At 40.7% G+C, this 16,946-nt stretch carries 20 protein-coding genes and 1 tRNA gene; 15 read left to right on the top strand and 6 right to left on the bottom strand.

Annotated elements, in window-relative coordinates; genetic code table 11:
• Complete coding sequence (locus FVA69_RS04540; protein ID WP_004914125.1) at positions 1–873, top strand: MBL fold metallo-hydrolase; 873 nt, start codon at positions 1–3, stop codon at positions 871–873.
• Positions 874–1,045: 172 nt separating this feature from the next.
• Positions 1,046–1,690 carry a DsbA family protein gene (locus FVA69_RS04535; protein WP_004914127.1) on the top strand — a complete coding sequence of 215 codons (645 nt, stop codon included), beginning with the start codon at positions 1,046–1,048 and terminating at the stop codon, positions 1,688–1,690.
• Between the two features lie 57 nt (positions 1,691–1,747).
• On the opposite strand, the gene FVA69_RS04530 is transcribed toward FVA69_RS04535, so the two are convergent.
• On the bottom strand, positions 1,748–2,557 hold the full coding sequence (locus FVA69_RS04530) for a prepilin peptidase (protein WP_227024214.1): 810 nt from the start codon (positions 2,555–2,557) through the stop codon (positions 1,748–1,750).
• A gap of 279 nt (positions 2,558–2,836) precedes the next feature.
• Here FVA69_RS04530 and rsmE point away from each other — a divergent pair, with 279 nt between their 5' ends.
• The 9 genes from rsmE to hemW all read left to right on the top strand — a co-directional run bounded on the left by rsmE (position 2,837) and on the right by hemW (position 9,665).
• Positions 2,837–3,568: a 16S rRNA (uracil(1498)-N(3))-methyltransferase gene (gene rsmE / locus FVA69_RS04525; RefSeq protein ID WP_164528471.1), complete on the top strand. Its 732-nt coding sequence runs from the start codon at positions 2,837–2,839 to the stop codon at positions 3,566–3,568.
• Between the two features lie 9 nt (positions 3,569–3,577).
• Complete coding sequence (gene gshB / locus FVA69_RS04520; protein ID WP_004914137.1) at positions 3,578–4,525, top strand: glutathione synthase; 948 nt, start codon at positions 3,578–3,580, stop codon at positions 4,523–4,525.
• Positions 4,526–4,660: 135 nt separating this feature from the next.
• Positions 4,661–5,224 (top strand): YqgE/AlgH family protein, encoded by a 564-nt coding sequence (locus FVA69_RS04515; protein WP_004914139.1) that lies wholly within the window; start codon positions 4,661–4,663, stop codon positions 5,222–5,224.
• Positions 5,224–5,643 (top strand): Holliday junction resolvase RuvX, encoded by a 420-nt coding sequence (gene ruvX / locus FVA69_RS04510; protein WP_004914142.1) that lies wholly within the window; start codon positions 5,224–5,226, stop codon positions 5,641–5,643. Before FVA69_RS04515 ends, ruvX begins: the two co-directional genes overlap by 1 nt.
• Positions 5,644–5,790: 147 nt before the next feature.
• Positions 5,791–6,483 (top strand): YggS family pyridoxal phosphate-dependent enzyme, encoded by a 693-nt coding sequence (locus tag FVA69_RS04505; RefSeq protein WP_164528470.1) that lies wholly within the window; start codon positions 5,791–5,793, stop codon positions 6,481–6,483.
• 14 nt (positions 6,484–6,497) lie between these two features.
• Entirely contained in the window at positions 6,498–7,319 is an 822-nt protein-coding gene (proC, locus tag FVA69_RS04500) for a pyrroline-5-carboxylate reductase (RefSeq protein ID WP_109911962.1), read from the top strand.
• Between the two features lie 19 nt (positions 7,320–7,338).
• Positions 7,339–7,923 carry a YggT family protein gene (locus FVA69_RS04495; RefSeq protein ID WP_042851654.1) on the top strand — a complete coding sequence of 195 codons (585 nt, stop codon included), beginning with the start codon at positions 7,339–7,341 and terminating at the stop codon, positions 7,921–7,923.
• Positions 7,924–7,939: 16 nt separating this feature from the next.
• A complete protein-coding gene (rdgB, locus tag FVA69_RS04490; RefSeq protein WP_109911961.1) occupies positions 7,940–8,533 on the top strand; it encodes an RdgB/HAM1 family non-canonical purine NTP pyrophosphatase in 594 nt (197 codons plus the stop codon).
• Positions 8,526–9,665: a radical SAM family heme chaperone HemW gene (gene hemW / locus FVA69_RS04485; RefSeq protein ID WP_004914156.1), complete on the top strand. Its 1,140-nt coding sequence runs from the start codon at positions 8,526–8,528 to the stop codon at positions 9,663–9,665. The genes rdgB and hemW overlap by 8 nt, the downstream gene beginning before the upstream one ends.
• Before the next feature lie 160 nt (positions 9,666–9,825).
• Here the strand turns inward: hemW and FVA69_RS04480 are convergent, their stop codons facing one another.
• The 5 genes from FVA69_RS04480 to trmB form a co-directional block, all read right to left on the bottom strand.
• A complete protein-coding gene (locus tag FVA69_RS04480; protein WP_004914159.1) occupies positions 9,826–10,776 on the bottom strand; it encodes a siderophore ABC transporter substrate-binding protein in 951 nt (316 codons plus the stop codon).
• A gap of 211 nt (positions 10,777–10,987) precedes the next feature.
• Positions 10,988–11,719, bottom strand: coding sequence for a DUF2884 domain-containing protein (locus FVA69_RS04475; protein WP_004914162.1), 732 nt, complete (start codon positions 11,717–11,719; stop codon positions 10,988–10,990).
• 23 nt (positions 11,720–11,742) lie between these two features.
• On the bottom strand, positions 11,743–12,669 hold the full coding sequence (gene glsB / locus FVA69_RS04470) for a glutaminase B (RefSeq protein WP_164528469.1): 927 nt from the start codon (positions 12,667–12,669) through the stop codon (positions 11,743–11,745).
• A gap of 110 nt (positions 12,670–12,779) precedes the next feature.
• Positions 12,780–13,112, bottom strand: coding sequence for a YggL family protein (locus FVA69_RS04465; RefSeq protein ID WP_109911960.1), 333 nt, complete (start codon positions 13,110–13,112; stop codon positions 12,780–12,782).
• On the bottom strand, positions 13,112–13,831 hold the full coding sequence (trmB, locus tag FVA69_RS04460; protein ID WP_109911959.1) for a tRNA (guanosine(46)-N7)-methyltransferase TrmB: 720 nt from the start codon (positions 13,829–13,831) through the stop codon (positions 13,112–13,114). The genes FVA69_RS04465 and trmB overlap by 1 nt, the downstream gene beginning before the upstream one ends.
• 289 nt (positions 13,832–14,120) lie before the next feature.
• On the opposite strand from trmB, the gene mutY reads away from it, so the two are divergent.
• From mutY to FVA69_RS04440, 4 genes are all read left to right on the top strand, one after another.
• Positions 14,121–15,173, top strand: a complete 1,053-nt coding sequence (gene mutY, locus FVA69_RS04455) for an A/G-specific adenine glycosylase (RefSeq protein WP_109911958.1) — start codon at positions 14,121–14,123, stop codon at positions 15,171–15,173.
• 10 nt (positions 15,174–15,183) lie between these two features.
• On the top strand, positions 15,184–15,453 hold the full coding sequence (locus tag FVA69_RS04450; protein ID WP_004914180.1) for an oxidative damage protection protein: 270 nt from the start codon (positions 15,184–15,186) through the stop codon (positions 15,451–15,453).
• Positions 15,454–15,507: 54 nt separating this feature from the next.
• Positions 15,508–16,581, top strand: coding sequence for a membrane-bound lytic murein transglycosylase MltC (gene mltC, locus FVA69_RS04445; protein WP_109911957.1), 1,074 nt, complete (start codon positions 15,508–15,510; stop codon positions 16,579–16,581).
• A gap of 184 nt (positions 16,582–16,765) precedes the next feature.
• Positions 16,766–16,841: transfer RNA gene (locus FVA69_RS04440), tRNA-Phe, on the top strand.
• Positions 16,842–16,946 lie beyond the last annotated feature (105 nt).

Genomic DNA, 16,946 nt, shown 5'->3' with positions numbered 1-16,946 from the left:
ATGAAATTTACCTTATTAGCTGCAACCGCGTTATTCGCCACTACGATAAATATGACCCAAGCTGAAACACTAACATTAGATGTTTATAATCCTGGAAATAACAGCGTATTTCCGGTTTCCTCTGAAATTATTAGCGGTTCAAGTGAAGTGGTGTTAATTGACGCACAATTTCAAAAAAATGATGCACAACAATTGGTTGATAAAATTAAAAAGCTCAACAAGAAATTAACCACGATTTATATTAGCCACTCAGATCCAGATTACTATTTTGGGCTCGATACCCTAACAAACGCCTTCCCTGAAGCTAAAGTGGTCGCGACAGCAAACACAGTTGAAGCCATTAAAGCAACTAAAGATGGCAAACTGGCTTACTGGGGTGGTGTATTAAAAGATGAGGCACCTGCCCATATTATCGTCCCTGAGGTCATTAAAGGAGATAGCTTCACAGTTGATGGTGAACGACTTGAAATTAAAGGCCTTGATAGCGCATCACCAGATAGAACTTATGTCTGGGTTCCATCATTAAAAGCCGTTGTAGGGGGCGTTATTGTTTCTGACAATATTCATGTTTGGGTAGCAGATACACAAACAGAAGAGTCACGTAAAAATTGGCAGCAAACATTAAAAGACATCAAAGCACTGAACCCAATAACCGTTGTTCCCGGTCACTTTACGGGAGCATCTAAATTAGATACAAGCACAGTTTCTTTTACTCAAAAATACTTACAAGATTTTGAAAATGCAGCAAAAACAAGTAAAAACTCAGATGAACTCATCCAAAAAATTGCGGTAAAATATCCACAATTGGATGACAAATCAAGTTTAGAACTTAGTGCAAAAGTTGTTAAAGGCGAAATGCAGTGGCCTCAATAACCAAGTGATACTCACTATTGCAGCCATTTTGCGCGGTATGTTCCGTAGCAACTCACTGAATGACTAAAAGCAATTTGGCTGATTTCACCGAATGATAGTGGTATTAATTTTTTGATGATAATGATACAACTTAACTAAAATTATTTAAAAAGATCAAATAGAGAGAACGATTATGAGCAATATCACCCTACATTATATTTATGACCCTTATTGCGGCTGGTGCTATGCCGCTGCGCCTTTAATCGAAATTGCCAACCAACATCCAAGTATCAACATTGAAATGCATGGTGGTGGTATGTTAGCTGGCAATGCACGCCTACATTTAGATGATAATTTTCGCCAATATATTCTGCAAGCTGATAAGCGCATTGCATCCATGACAGGGCAAGTATTTGGCGATGACTATATAAAAATGCTACACGAACCTAATTTGGTTATGGACTCAACACCACCGCAAACCGCTATATTAGCGGCAACCAAGCAAGGCAAAGGCTTTGAGATGCTTAAAGCCATTCAAAAAACACACTACATTTCAGGACGCCATATTAAAGATACCGCGGTACTTCTTGAGCTCGCCAAAGAAATTGGCCTCGATGTAACCCAGTATGTGTCCGACTACAGTGAGTGTGAGCAACATGAAACTGCGGCCCACATTGAAACAAGTAAGGCTCTGTTAGCGCAGTCAGGTGCATCCGGTTTTCCAACTCTGTTAATACAACAACAGGGGAAATGGTTACGAGTTCCATTACAGAATTACCTCGGTGAGCCGAGTAAATGGCAGCAATTTTTAGATTCTTTGGTAACCGCAGCGTCTTAATAATCACCCTTTTTAATAAGCCACCTTTCAAATATGCGCATAAGGTTGTCATTTAATTTAATATTCAATTATTGATAAATACAACCATGTGCTAGCACTAATAATTAACGCGGGGCCAAATGGAATCGTCTTCGTTGTTTTAGCTATTTGCACCCCAGATAATATCTCGGCGTGGGCTAGATTTACCAGTTGCTTTTTTTGGTATATTTTAGGCCATAGCCCAAAGTTAACCCAGTATTGTAATAGCCCCAACCCTGCAGCGGTGGCCAAAAAGTAAGGTAACTCCCAAACACCAAGCCAAGCCGAACAAGCGGCAACGAGTTTAAAATCCCCTCTCCCCATTTGTGGTTGATAAGTTTGTTTTTCAACCAGTGTAACCACCATTAACATCACTAAGTAGCTGATCAGTACTGCATAAATAGCTGAGACTACATTCCCATTTGGTAAGTGAATTTGATATAGCAACCCCACCCATAATAATGGGTACGTAAGAACATCAGGGAGATAACCTATTTTATTATCAATGATAAATAATGGTATTATTAAATTAATATATAATGTTAAAAATAAAATAATACGTAAATTATTAGATGAATAATATATTATAAAAATTAGTACACTATATATTAGAAGCAAAACAGTATTTTTAATAATAATTTTGGATTTATCAAAATGAACAACGGGTAAATAAATAAGTAGTTTTTTAGTCGTAAAAAAGGATATTAGCAGCATAAAAAAAGAAGAAAAAACACAAATAAAATCAATTATATTTATAGATTTATCATTTTGACATGATAATGTAAATTGCTCAGACGGCGAAATAATAGATATAACCGATGATATTAAAGTACAGAGTAACTCCCTCATATTAACTCCTTATTCCTTTATGGAGATAAAAATAAATATACTGTGAATTTCTGCTATCCCCAACACTTTAATTCCGTTGAGTAGAGTCGGTTTATTCGAATATCATGATCTTCTAGTTTACTTTCATCACTGTTTAAGATGTCACCTATGGCACAGACATACTATAAAAGGTCAGTATTTCGTTATAAACTAGGTAGCAGCGCTTGAGTTTAACAATTCAACCCCCATATTCATCAAAGTTATATTATTTATTAACCCAGTCTGTACTAAGGAAAAGCTATGCGCATTCCACGCATTTATCACCCAGAGCCTCTTCAAATAAACACAACAATTTCTCTTGGTGATGATGCTGCAAACCATGTAGGTCGAGTACTGCGCATGACTGCAGGCCAAAAACTCGAACTTTTTGATGGCAGCAATAAAACCTTTAGTGCTGAAATTACTGAAGCAACTAAAAAAAATGTATTCGTACACATTAAAAATAGCCAAGTTGACGATAGAGAATCCCCTCTCGATTTACACCTCGGGCAGGTCATGTCTCGTGGGGAAAAAATGGAATTTACTATCCAAAAATCTGTCGAACTCGGAGTTAATACAATAACACCTTTGTTATCAGAACGTTGTGGTGTTCGCCTAGATGGCGAACGGCTCGATAAAAAATTACTTCAATGGCAAAAAATTGCGATTGCTGCCTGCGAACAATGTGGCCGCAACCGAATTCCAGAAATTCGCCCAGTACAAACCCTTGAAGCATGGTGCGCGGAAACTGACGGTGCATTTAAAGTCAATTTGCACCCACGAGCAACAGAAAGTATTAATACGTTACCCACTGAACTGAAGAAAGTACGATTGTTGATTGGCCCGGAAGGTGGCTTGTCAGCAGACGAAATTGCCATGACAGCAAATTATCAATTTACCGATATACTGTTAGGGCCTCGAGTATTACGAACAGAAACGACTGCGCTAACCGCTATCACAGCACTACAAGTGCGCTTAGGTGATCTGGGGTAAGGAGAAAAAATGATCAAGCTCGGTATAGTGATGGATCCTATTTCATCCATCAAAATCAAGAAAGACACCAGTTTTGCAATGATGCTGGAAGCTCAGCGTCGAGGTTATGAAATCCATTATATGGAAATGAATGACCTGTATTTACACCAAGGTGAAGCTCGCGCACAAACAAAAATCGTGACAGTCGAAGAAAACCCAGAAAAATGGTACGAATTTCATGGGGAACAAGATATCCCCCTAAGTTCACTTGATGCCATTTTAATGCGGAAAGACCCGCCTTTTGATACTGAATTTATCTATGCGACTTATATTTTAGAAAGAGCGGAACAAGCTGGCACCTTAATTGTGAATAAACCGCAAAGCTTACGTGACTGCAATGAGAAACTCTTTACTGCTTGGTTTGCTGAGTTAACACCTGACACATTGGTCACGCGCAGCCCACAAAAGTTAAGAGAATTTCACCAAAAACATGGCGATGTCATATTCAAACCACTAGATGGTATGGGTGGCGCTTCGATTTTCCGTCTTAAACAAGATGACCCAAATGTGGGCGTAATTATCGAAACGCTAACGGAACATAGCTCCCGTTACTGCATGGCCCAAAACTTCCTACCAGCAATTAAAGATGGTGATAAACGTGTCTTGGTGGTGGATGGTGAACCTGTTCCTTATTGCTTAGCGCGAATTCCAGCTCAAGGTGAAACCCGAGGTAACCTTGCAGCGGGTGGCCGTGGGGAAGCTCGTCCATTAAGTGAAAGTGACTGGGCCATTGCGCGTGCCGTAGCGCCAACATTAAAAGAAAAAGGCTTAATTTTTGTTGGCCTTGATATCATTGGTGACCGTTTAACCGAAATTAACGTGACTAGCCCAACGTGTGCACGGGAAATTGAAGCCGCATTTGATATCTCCATTACAGGTATGTTAATGGATGCCATTGAACGCCGTCTCAATAAATAATTTATAGTGGTGGTTTATCTTCACTGATGGCTTTTATTATTTTCACACAATAAAAGTCATCCGTTTTATTTACCACCTATAAGTTTGCCTTTTATTGTGTTCTCTCAATTGTTTTAAATTTGCTGGAGTCTAAGTTTGAATCTGCAAAACCATTTTCTTATCGCCATGCCATCCTTAACAGACCCTTATTTTGAGCAGTCAGTCGTTTATATGTGTGAGCACAATGAAAAAGGGGCGATGGGGATTGTGATTAACAAGCCTATTGATGATTTTTCTGTCGATAAGATGCTTAAAAAACTCGAAATTACGATTTCAGATAAAATTGATAACCGTAATTTAAAGAAGCCTGTCATTGCGGGTGGTCCCGTGGCTGAAGAGCATGGGTTCATCTTACACACACCGATAAAAGGTTTTTTATCGAGTCTGCACTTAAATGATGAAGTGATGGTGACAACGTCAAAAGATATCTTAGAGACTTTAGGAAGTGAGCACTCCCCCTCAAACTCTTTAGTTGCACTAGGTTATGCAAGCTGGGAACCAGGCCAACTTGAACGTGAAATCATGGAAAATAGCTGGTTGACCGTTGAAGCTTCTCCTGAGCTTATTTTTGATACACCAATTCATGAACGCTGGACTGCTGCAGCTAAATTAATTGGTATTGATATTCATACTATTTCAATGCAAGCGGGGCATGCTTAATGTCTGGAAGAACTTTGTTAGCCTTTGATTTTGGAACCAAAAGCATCGGTGTGGCCGTTGGACAAGAAATTACAGGTACCGCGCGACCATTAACCTCACTAAAAGCCAGCGATGGCCGCCCTGATTGGCAACAAATCGAAAAGTTACTTAAAGAATGGCAACCTCAGTTGGTTATTGTTGGCCTTCCCCTTAATATGGATGGCACGGAACAACTGGTTACAAGCCAAGCCCGTAATTTTGCAAATCGAATTCATGGCCGTTTTGGTGTTAAAGTCGAATTACATGATGAACGTCTTTCCACGGTTGAAGCAAAAGCAGGCCTTTTTGAACAAGGTGGTTATCGAGCTTTGAGTAAAGGAAAAGTAGATTCTGCGTCTGCTGTTGTGATCCTTGAAAGCTGGTTTGAGCAACATATTTAAGCATTGCGTATTTTACGTGGTTATTTTTAGCTTAACCTCATGCAATGGTGCCGTTCTGATGTAATTTGCTTTACACTATGGTCAATAGCCGCTATTCATGTAAGACATGAATAAAATAGTATTGAATAAACCATATTGAATAAAATAATGACCATTCAAAATAATATCTCTGATGTCACCGCGCGTATTGAGCATGCTGCCGCAGAGTGTCAGCGCTCACCACAAGACATTACGCTACTCGCGGTAAGTAAAACCAAACCTTGTGAGGCTATTTTAGAAGCTATAGAGGCAGGCCAACGCCAGTTTGGTGAGAACTATGTGCAAGAGGGCGTTGAGAAAATTCAATATTTCTCTGATAGAAATGACTTAGTTTGGCATTTTATCGGCCCATTACAATCGAATAAAAGCCGCCTTGTTGCTGAGCACTTTGATTGGTTCCATACCTTAGACAGAGCCAAAATCGCTCAGCGCTTAAATGACCAACGTCCAAGTGGAAAAGCGCCCCTCAATGTGCTAATTCAAATCAATATCAGCGATGAAAACAGTAAATCAGGTATAACACTCGCAGAAGTTGCAGACCTTGCGGCGCAAGTCGCTACGATGCCAAACCTTGTGCTACGGGGCCTGATGACGATCCCTGCACCTGAAACGGATTATGAACGCCAATGTGCTGTGTTTCATCAAATGAATGAGGCATTTAAGCAATTAAAAACCACTTACCCCACTGTTGACACTCTTTCAATGGGGATGACTGACGATATGCGTGCAGCAATCCATTGCGGCTCAACACTTGTTCGCATAGGAACCGCTATTTTTGGCGCTCGCCAATATCACCAATAAGATAGGAGAACAGAATGCAACATCGTAAAATTGCCTTCATCGGCGCCGGAAATATGGCTCACGCCATCATTGCTGGGCTGGTTAACCATGGTTACCCTGCATCGATGATCACGGTGTGCTCTCCTACACCTGTACGTCGAGACAAACTGGCCGAGCAATATGGCATTATCAGCAGTCATGATAACTTAGCTGCGGTCAAAGCCGCTGAGGTCATTATCCTAGCGGTTAAACCACAAATGATGAAAGAAGTGTGTGAACCGCTGCAAAATGCCACAAACTTTGACCAAAAATTAGTGCTGACAATCGCCGCGGGGATCCCTGCAGAGCGTTATAATGATTACTTTGCACACCAACTGAATTTAGTACGCATCATGCCAAATACGCCATCGTTGGTGGGTAAAGGTGTTAGCGGGTTATTTGCTCAAGGGAAGGTTTCTGAGCCAGACAAACAGTTTGCTCAAGAGCTGATGCAAAGTGTTGGCTCCACGATTTGGTGCCAACAAGAGCAAGACATCAATAAGATTATTGCCATTACTGGTAGCTCCCCTGCCTATTTCTTTCTGTTTATGGAATCAATGCAGCAAAAAGCAGAACAACTCGGTTATGATAAGCAACAAGCTCGCGAGCTCGTTCTGAATGCAATTGAAGGGGCTGTAGAACTAGCTAAGTCACAAAGTGACACGGACTTTTCGGCTTTACGTGAACAAGTCACCTCTAAAGGCGGTACCACCGCGATGGCTTTAGAGCAATTTTATAATGGAAATCTTCCGCAAATTGTTGCCGATGCAATGCAAAGCGCAATACACAGAGCAGAAGAAATGGAAAAACTTTTTTAAATTAATCGCGGAATTCACCATGCAGACCTTAGTATTCGTCGTTACTACCCTGATCCAACTGTATATTTTTGTATTACTACTGCGCGTATGGATGCAGTGGGTACGCGCAGACTTTTATAATCCTTTTTCGAAATTTGTCGTTAAAGCAACACAGCCTATCGTCGCACCATTACGCCGAATCATTCCTTCTTTTGGCGCGATAGATACCGCTTCAGTGGTTGTTGCGTTTGTTTTAGCCATTGCAGCCATTATCTTTGGTATGTGGGCAACAAACTTACTCCCTATTTTAGGTATAAGCATTTTACCTATGGGATTGATTTTATTATTAACCTATACCGGTAAATTAATTTTTTGGATGATTTTAATCCGTGCAATTCTAAGCTGGGTTAGCCAAGGCCGTAACCCAGTAGATTATTTATTATACCAATTAACCGAACCTTTAATGGCGCCAATCCGTCGCATCATTCCTGCTATGGGCGGGTTAGATTTCTCTGCAATGATTGTGATGTTTATTTTAATCGCATTGAATTACCTGCGTGTAGATATCTCACTGATGATTGACCCATCATTGACTGCAATGATGTATTCCATTGGTATTATGTAAAAACGAGTTTTAAATAATGCAAAAAGTTGTTTTAGCCACCGGTAACCCCGGAAAAGTGAATGAGTTAGCTGGCCTACTACGTGATTTTGGGATGGATATCGTCGCACAAACCTCATTAGGCGTTGAGTCCGCAGAAGAAACGGGCTTAACTTTTATTGAAAATGCAATCCTAAAAGCGCGTCATGCAGCAGCACAAACCGGGTTACCCGCAATTGCTGATGATTCAGGAATTTCCGTTGATGCCCTTGGTGGCGCGCCGGGGATTTACTCTGCCCGCTACGCAGGTGAAGAAGCAACAGACGAGCAAAACCTAGTTAAGCTATTAGAAGCAATGAAAAATGTGCCTGACGACCAACGTCAGGCTCAATTCAACTGTGTGTTAGTTTATTTGCGGCATGCAGAAGACCCTACGCCATTAGTATTCCATGGCCGTTGGCACGGTATCATCACCCGTGAACGCAAAGGCCAAGGCGGCTTTGGTTATGACCCCATATTCTATGTTCCTGAATTAGGTTGCACCTCAGCAGAGCTAACGAAAGCAGAAAAGCAAGCCGTTTCACATCGTGGAAAAGCACTCACAATGATGTTGGATGCGCTAAAGAATGCTTAAATTACCCCCGCTGAGCCTGTATATCCATATCCCTTGGTGTGTACAAAAGTGCCCTTATTGTGACTTCAACTCACACACACTTAAAGGTGAGATCCCTCAGCAAGAATATGTGGCACACTTATTGGCCGATTTAGACACCGATGCAAAATTAGTTGCAGGACGTTCGGTGAAAACTATTTTTATTGGGGGCGGAACACCCAGTTTATTAAGTGCTGAGTCAATGCAAGCTTTAATGGATGGCGTACGTCAGCGAGTTGATTTAGACCCACATGCAGAAGTTACCATGGAAGCAAACCCTGGTACTGTTGAAGCTGGTCGTTTTGCAGGTTACCAAGCCGCAGGAATTAATCGTATTTCTATTGGCGTACAAAGCTTCGGTAACGATAAACTAATCACTTTAGGGCGTATTCATGGCGCTGATGAAGCGAAGCGTGCTGCTCAGTTAGCCGCTAATCTTAATTTAAGAAGCTTTAACCTCGATTTAATGCATGGGTTACCCGCGCAAACTCAGGTTGAAGGTTTATCAGACCTGCGCCAAGCTATTGAACTTGCCCCTCCGCACCTGTCTTGGTACCAACTCACTATTGAACCTAACACTCAATTTGGCTCACGCCCTCCGGTATTACCCGATGACGATACACTGTGGGATATTTACACTGAAGGCCATAAATTATTGAGTGCGGCAGGTTACCAGCAATATGAAACATCCGCCTATGCTAAACCCGGTTACCAATGCCAACACAACCTCAATTACTGGCGCTTTGGTGACTATTTAGGTATCGGTTGCGGCGCTCATGGAAAAATTTCTTTTGAAGATGGTCAAATTTTACGAACCGTAAAAACAAAACATCCTCGAGGTTATATGGAGGGCCGTTATATGCACCAATCCTATGACGTTGGCGCTTCCGATAGACCATTTGAATACTTCATGAACCGCTTTCGCCTTCTTGAAGCCATGCCACGCGCTGAATTTACCCAATATACAGGGTTACCAGAATCAACAGTTAGAGCGGCTATTGATGAAGCTTTAGCTAAAGGCTATATCACAGAAACCGTGAATGAATGGCAGATTACAGAGCATGGAAAGTTGTTTCTCAATTCGCTATTAGAGCTATTTTTAGGTGAAGAATAGCGGCTATTCGGTTCATTTATAAATTACTTCACTGATAAATTAGATGAAAGCCCACTTCAAACGAAGTGGGCTTTTGTTTAGAGATAAAAATGAAATAGACAAGAATAACAATTGAGGTAATACATATTGCCACCATCAATAAGACAGTGGCAGATATCTGTTATAGAGCATTCACCACCGCATTAACTTGCTCTGTTAAGCTAACTAAACCGCCACCTGACAAGTACCATAAGTCAGATTGCAGGTAAGTAATTTTGCCATCTTTATAAGCTTTGGTTTCTTGAATATTGCTATCTTCAAATACTGTTTTATCCAATTTACCTGCACCAATCGCTTCGCTACGGTCAACAATCAGGATCACATCTGGGTTAGCTTGAGCAATAGTTTTGGTATCCACAACACGGCGTTTTGCTTTATCTGCACTTTCATCAACCGGTAGGTCAGCGCGTTTTGCTTTCACAACGTTGTAAACAACGGCTTGGCTATTTGGAATTAATTTGCCGTCATTATGCATCAATACTAAAACTTTTTTATTGGAATCAGCCGCTTTCTTCTGGGCGTCTGCGATGACTTTATCTAATTGGACTAACTGCTCATCAACTGCTTTTTGGTTACCGTAGAGCTCACCAATCACACTAATATTGGCTTTTACAGAATCAATATAGTGTTTGCTATCAGAGCCTAAATTGATAGTGGGTGCAATTTTTGATAACTCATCATAAGACTTACCTTGACGACCTGTGATCACAATCAGATCAGGTTTTAATTGTGCGATTTTGGCTAAATCAGGTTGTTTCATTCCACCTGCGTTTTCCATTGATGCAGGAATACTGCCTTTTATATAAGCAGGAGCATTGCCAGTTGGTAGTGCAACAACCTTGTCACCTAAGCCGAGTTTTTGCATTGAGTCATAAACACCGAAATCAAACAGAACCACTTTTTGTGGTTTTTTCATGACTTCAGTTTCACCTGATAGGTGTTTGATCGTCACTTTTTCAACGCCTTGTGCTGTAACCGCATTTGGAGTGAAAGTGGTAGATTCAGCGCTAAGAGCAAAAGGCGCAGAGAATGACAACACAGAAACAAGCAGAGCAGGAATGAATTTTTTCATTTAAATGATCCCAATTTAGTCATTAAGCCAAACCCGCATTGTAAAGTGAGTGGCTTAGATGTCAATCAAATAAGAATCAATTTCATTTTCATTCCCATTAATGGAGTTAATATCACACAAATTGATGATAACGATAATATAGATAAATAAAAAAACAGTAATGTACAAAAATACACTACTGTTCATAAGGTTATTATTGATTTTAAATCGATCAGTGACTTTTGATTGAATTAAGTAATGAGACGCGTTGTTGCTCTATTGAAGTCACTTTAGAACAAACTTGTTGGCCGAATTGCTGGAAGCTTTTCTCTTGTTTTTTCCATTCAGATTCAAGTTCTTGTTGTAACCCGCCTAAGTTACCTAGCATACCTTGTAACGCTTTATTGGCATCACCACCCGATAATAATTGCTTACGCCCCATCTCATTAATGCTGTCTTGTAAAATACCGCCTAAGCTTTCATTGACTAACTCGCGCCCTTTCGTTTCAACCGTTTTCATGGCTTTATGGTGAAACACATAACCATTGGGACGAGTCTCAATAATTTGGTTGATTTGCCCATTAAGATCTTTTTCTAATTTTGTTAACCGGTTACGGATATTGCTGTCACTACCAACCACTTTAACGACAACTTTGTCTATCGTTTCCCTTGAAGTTGATAATTTTTTTTCTGATTCTTGTTTTATCCAAGGTAAATCCTGACGAATATCGGCTTGATAACGAATAGCTTGCTGCTTTTGCGCCTCTGTTGCAGCCACATTTTTACCGTTAAGTGTGATTTCACCGTTTGGCGTAATTTTTAAATCACCACTCGCACCAATGACTTGCACACTTTCGGGTGTCATAAAGATGTCATCCTTTGGTGTTACAGAACAGTTATAATCTGCAGCTTGGCTCGTCGCACAAGCAAGGAGTGAAAATGCAATTAATGTACGGCGTAACATAAAATCTCCTAGTAGAGCATTAATTAAAAAACAGAACGCCCAATTCGTTTCGATAATAACTCTAAAGCCGCACATCCGACTAAAGAGTTCCCCGCCGAGTCTAGCTCAGGTGACCAAACCGCGACCGTAAATTGGTTTGGTACTACGCAGACAATACCCCCGCCAACGCCAGACTTACCGGGCATTCCTATCCGAAATGCAAACTCACCAGAGCCGTCATACATACCACAAGTCATCATTAATGCATTGATTTGTCTTGATTGCAGCGGTGTGATGATGGGGTCAATAGAGCAAGATGACATTCCTTGCGATGTTAAATAAGAAAAACATCTCGCTAATTCAACACAGTTCATACTTAGAGAGCAATAATGAAAATAAGTTTCGAGAACTGTTAAAACATCATTTTCAAAATTCCCAAAAGATTTCATAAGATAAGCAATGGCCGCATTACGGCTGGCGTGTTCCAGTTCTGAGCGAGCGACAACTGTGTCATAGCTAATATCCGGTTCGCAAGACAACTTTCGGACAAACTCCAACATACGCTGTTTTGGTGCGCTAAGGCGTGATTGCAGCATATCAGCGATAACAATGGCTCCCGCATTAATAAACGGGTTTCGAGGTATCCCCTTTTCCATTTCAATTTGAATTAGCGAATTAAATGGTAGCCCGGAGGGTTCTTTACCTACTCGGCTCCAAATTTCCTCTTCCTCATAACGCGTCATTGCAAGCGTAAGGCTTAATACTTTTGAAATAGATTGAATTGAAAAGCGTTGATATGCATCCCCTGCGGTAAAAATATCACCATCGATTGTGGATACAGCAATACCTAAATGGCGGGAAGGCACACAACCTAAAGCAGGAATGTAATTTGCAACACAACCTTGCCCAATCAGTGGGCGAACTTGGTCTAGGATATCGTTGAGTAGCTGGTTAGAAAACATGGCGCTCAAAACGTTGACTCCAGATAGTATTTGCAACAGAAAATAAAGGCACCCAATTTTTGGATGCCTCTTCAAGCGACTGAAAGTTCAGTTTATTTATTGAGGTTGACTCAATAAAATTATTCTTCCCACCAAACATCAAAAAGCTCAGAAACGACGACGTCATTCATACCTTTTGATTTTAACCAGTTTTCAACAATTTGACGGTGCTCTTCGGTACATTTGCCAATTTTTTGTAGGCAAACGATCCCTTCCCAGCTCATATAGCCACTTGCTTCAAATGCTAAACCATTCGGTTCAATCGCTTCTGCAATCAGTTGGTCAACGGTGCTGTCAACTTCCTCAATCGGCGTACCTTCTTTAAAGCTCCACTTAACGGTAAAGCCCAACTCTTGGAACTCATCCAAGCGTAATTTTTTACGTAAACGACGACTACGTTGTTGTTTAGCCATTATTTGATCCTCTCAAACATTAAATCCCATACACCGTGCCCTAACCGCTGGCCGCGCTTTTCAAATTTTGTTTCTGGTCTTGTTTCTGGACGAGGAACGTAATCACCTGATGGCGATAAGTTTTTATACCCTTCGACACTCGTCATCACTTCAAGCATGTGCTCTGCATAAGGCTGCCAATCCGTTGCCATATGGAAAACACCACCGATAGCTAGTTTACTACGAATTTTTTCTGCAAACGGAACTTGCACAATACGGCGCTTATTGTGTTTCGCTTTATGCCATGGGTCAGGGAAAAATAACTGAACCATTTCAAGGCTTCCATTTGGGATCATGCAGTCTAAAACTTCTATTGCATCATGGCACATCACCCGCAAATTGGTGACATTTTCTTCTTTTGCTGATGCTAAACATGCGCCAACACCGGGAGCATGAACTTCGATACCTAAAAAGTTTTTATCTGCATTTTGAGATGCCATGGTCACCAATGAGGCGCCCATCCCAAACCCAATTTCCAAGGTAACTGGATTTGAGTTATTAAATACTTTGGCAAAATCAAAAGGCTCATTGATAAAATCGATGCCTTTTTCTGCCCATTCTTTTTCTAATGCGTCTTCCTGACGTTTTGTCAGACGCCCTTGACGGCGGACAAAACTACGGACTCGGCGCATAACCCGCCCATCTTCATTATATTCGGGGGAGATAACATTATTGATCATAATAAAGGTTCTAAAATGAATGCCCAATTAAGTTAGTGTGCCAACAATCAAGTTTATAAGGTGATTGGTTACCAAATTTATCAATTTACAGCCCTAAATGCCCAAGTTACAGTGAGTACCCTTACCCTTGAAGCATGATGGATATCGGAGTTTAGCAAAACTTCCACAAGGATGCAGTTGATAATTAGCTAACTTTACACTAAACAACACAATAGCGGTTTACAGCCCTCTTCGTCTATGTTGCAATTCCTGCCATGACTGGAAATATCAATAAAAAATAAAATTATCAATGGAAGCTCAACAATTTTCATCTGCAGTGCTTGACTGGTATCACAAATACGGTCGTAAAACGTTGCCATGGCAACAGGAAAAATCGTCCTACCATGTTTGGTTATCAGAAGTCATGCTGCAACAAACCCAAGTGAGTACTGTAATCCCCTATTTTGAGAAGTTTATCTCTCGTTTTGAGGATGTTACCGCCCTTGCCAACGCACCTCTTGATGAAGTTTTACACCTATGGACAGGACTCGGCTATTACGCTCGGGCTCGGAACCTCCATAAAGCGGCACAAGTGATCGCGACTCAATATGATGGCTCGTTTCCCACTACATTTGATGAAGTATTAGCGCTACCCGGTGTTGGCCGGTCCACTGCTGGGGCAATTTTGTCTTTATCGCAAAAACAGCATTATCCTATTTTAGATGGTAATGTTAAACGTGTATTAGCTCGAGCTTATGCGGTTGATGGCTGGCCGGGTAAAAAAGAAGTCGAAAATCGCTTGTGGGAAATCAGTACTGATGTCACGCCAAAAGAGGGAGTTGAATTTTTTAACCAAGCGATGATGGACTTAGGTGCGATGGTCTGTACTCGCAGTAAACCAAAATGTGAGCTGTGCCCACTTATTTTTGGTTGCATGGCCTATGCCAATCATTCATGGCAAAACTACCCGGGCAAAAAGCCTAAACAGAAAATTCCTGAAAAAAGTGCTTGGTTTCTAATTATGCAGCACGGTGACAGTGTGTGGTTAGAGCAACGCCCACCATCCGGTATTTGGGGGGGGTTATTTGCCTTCCCACAATTCAATTCTTTAGAGCAACTCAATGATTGGTTGAGAGAATCAGGCCTTGAATATACTCAATTAGAGCAATTAATTTCCTTCCGTCACACATTTAGCCATTTCCATTTAGATATTATCCCTGTAAAAGTTAACATTCAGGCATTTAATTCTGCCATGGATGAAGGCAAAGGACTCTGGTATAACTTACACTTAGGCGCAACTATCGGCCTTGCAGCCCCAGTTGAAAGTTTACTAAAACAGCTCGCCTTACTACCTGATATTTGAGGAAAAATTAATGAGTAGAACCATTTTTTGTACATTTTTACAACGTGATGCAGATGGGCAAGATTTTCAGCTTTACCCAGGTGAGTTAGGAAAACGTATTTTTAACGAGATTTCAAAAGAAGCATGGAGTCAATGGATGGCAAAACAAACTATGCTTATTAATGAAAAGAAACTCAATACCATGAACCCTGACGACCGTAAAATGTTAGAACAAGAAATGATTAATTTCTTGTTTGAAGGCCATGATATCCATATTGATGGCTATACACCTGAAAAATAATCTGTTTGTCTACCTACTAAGTAGGTAGACTTTTGCCCCAAGACTGTGAATCGTATGAAAAAACTATTTGCGCTGAGTTTGTTAATTCCCTTAATTGTTTCTTGTTCTAGCAAGCAAAAATCTGACTTTAACCCTAATTATGTCAAAGATACCAATGGGTTCGATATTTTAATGGGCCAATTTGCCCACAATATTGAAAATATCTGGGGCATTAAAGAAGTGTTAATTGCAGGCCCAAAAGACTACGTTAAATATACCGATGAATACCGAACTCGTAGCCATATTAATTTTGATGCGGGAACCATCACGGTTGAGACAATTTCAGCAATAGAACCTTCACAGCATCTAAAGAAAGCTATTGTCACCACCTTATTAATGGGAGATGACCCTAATTCCATTGACCTCTATTCTGATATTAATGATATTCCTCATAGCAAAGAACCCTTTTTATTTGGCCAAGTGCTAGATAACACAGGAGAAGCTATTCGTTGGGAATGGCGAGCCACAAAGTTTGCTGATTATCTGATAGAAAATAAAATGCAGCGCCGGCAGTCTGGTATGAATATTGTTTGGTCCGTAACTATGCAACTAGTACCAAACCATTTAGATAAACGGGCTCATAAATATTTACCTTATATTAAAAAATCTTCAGCCAAATATGGTGTTGATGAATCATTAATCCTAGCTATCATGCAAATTGAATCGAGTTTCAACCCTTATGCGGTTAGCCGTTCTGATGCACTTGGTTTAATGCAGATAATGCCAAATACAGCAGGGAAAGATGTTTTCCGCTCACAAGGGAAATCCGGTGTTCCTAGCCGTAGCTATTTATTTGACCCAGAGAAAAATATTGATACAGGCACTGCTTACTTAGCTATATTGCAAAACAGCTACTTAGGCGATATTCGTAACCAGACCTCACGCCGCTATGCGGTCATCACTGCCTATAATGGCGGAGCTGGTAGCGTATTACGTGTCTTCCACAGTGATAAAAAACAAGCAGCACAACGTATTAATAATTTAGAGCCTGGAGAAGTGTATGAAACTTTATCCACTAAACACCCAGCGGCTGAGTCACGTAATTATCTTATCAAAGTGAACAAAGCACAGAAAAATTATCTCCGCTAAAATTTTTCCAATATTGCATGCCAGCCAAAATTGGTTTTTAGGCTGGCATTTGTTATTAACCTTAATAATTTTATGTATATTCGATTAAAAACTGGCTAACATGTTGAAAAAAAGCGCATACAGTCAAAAGTTTATTGAAAGCGCCTTGACTCAACCAATGAAATCAGGTTTAATACGCTCCGTTGCCCGGATAGCTCAGTCGGTAGAGCAGGGGATTGAAAATCCCCGTGTCCTTGGTTCGATTCCGAGTCCGGGCACCACTAATTCTCAACAGACGTCAAATGACGTCTGTTTTTGTTTGTAACGCCCGCTAAAATTAACACTCCGCCAAAGTTTCACCTCAACTGAATTCTATTCGACTCTAC

It is taken from the genome of Providencia sp. PROV004 (genome assembly GCF_011045615.1).
GTDB lineage: Bacteria > Pseudomonadota > Gammaproteobacteria > Enterobacterales > Enterobacteriaceae > Providencia > Providencia rettgeri.
This window is presented reverse-complemented; position numbering and strand designations above follow the sequence as displayed.

Bases quoted from the DNA above. Each gene is read 5' to 3' on its own strand.
- trmB (WP_109911959.1), bottom strand. From the start codon at position 13,831: ATGATCAATAATGTTATCTCCCCCGAATATAATGAAGATGGGCGGGTT.
- mltC (WP_109911957.1), top strand. From the start codon at position 15,508: ATGAAAAAACTATTTGCGCTGAGTTTGTTAATTCCCTTAATTGTTTCT.
- proC (WP_109911962.1), top strand. From the start codon at position 6,498: ATGCAACATCGTAAAATTGCCTTCATCGGCGCCGGAAATATGGCTCAC.
- FVA69_RS04465 (WP_109911960.1), bottom strand. From the start codon at position 13,112: ATGGCTAAACAACAACGTAGTCGTCGTTTACGTAAAAAATTACGCTTG.
- rsmE (WP_164528471.1), top strand. From the start codon at position 2,837: ATGCGCATTCCACGCATTTATCACCCAGAGCCTCTTCAAATAAACACA.
- FVA69_RS04530 (WP_227024214.1), bottom strand. From the start codon at position 2,557: ATGAGGGAGTTACTCTGTACTTTAATATCATCGGTTATATCTATTATT.
- gshB (WP_004914137.1), top strand. From the start codon at position 3,578: ATGATCAAGCTCGGTATAGTGATGGATCCTATTTCATCCATCAAAATC.
- FVA69_RS04475 (WP_004914162.1), bottom strand. From the start codon at position 11,719: ATGTTACGCCGTACATTAATTGCATTTTCACTCCTTGCTTGTGCGACG.
- ruvX (WP_004914142.1), top strand. From the start codon at position 5,224: ATGTCTGGAAGAACTTTGTTAGCCTTTGATTTTGGAACCAAAAGCATC.
- FVA69_RS04505 (WP_164528470.1), top strand. From the start codon at position 5,791: ATGACCATTCAAAATAATATCTCTGATGTCACCGCGCGTATTGAGCAT.
- FVA69_RS04540 (WP_004914125.1), top strand. From the start codon at position 1: ATGAAATTTACCTTATTAGCTGCAACCGCGTTATTCGCCACTACGATA.
- hemW (WP_004914156.1), top strand. From the start codon at position 8,526: ATGCTTAAATTACCCCCGCTGAGCCTGTATATCCATATCCCTTGGTGT.
- FVA69_RS04495 (WP_042851654.1), top strand. From the start codon at position 7,339: ATGCAGACCTTAGTATTCGTCGTTACTACCCTGATCCAACTGTATATT.
- FVA69_RS04535 (WP_004914127.1), top strand. From the start codon at position 1,046: ATGAGCAATATCACCCTACATTATATTTATGACCCTTATTGCGGCTGG.
- FVA69_RS04450 (WP_004914180.1), top strand. From the start codon at position 15,184: ATGAGTAGAACCATTTTTTGTACATTTTTACAACGTGATGCAGATGGG.
- mutY (WP_109911958.1), top strand. From the start codon at position 14,121: ATGGAAGCTCAACAATTTTCATCTGCAGTGCTTGACTGGTATCACAAA.
- rdgB (WP_109911961.1), top strand. From the start codon at position 7,940: ATGCAAAAAGTTGTTTTAGCCACCGGTAACCCCGGAAAAGTGAATGAG.
- FVA69_RS04480 (WP_004914159.1), bottom strand. From the start codon at position 10,776: ATGAAAAAATTCATTCCTGCTCTGCTTGTTTCTGTGTTGTCATTCTCT.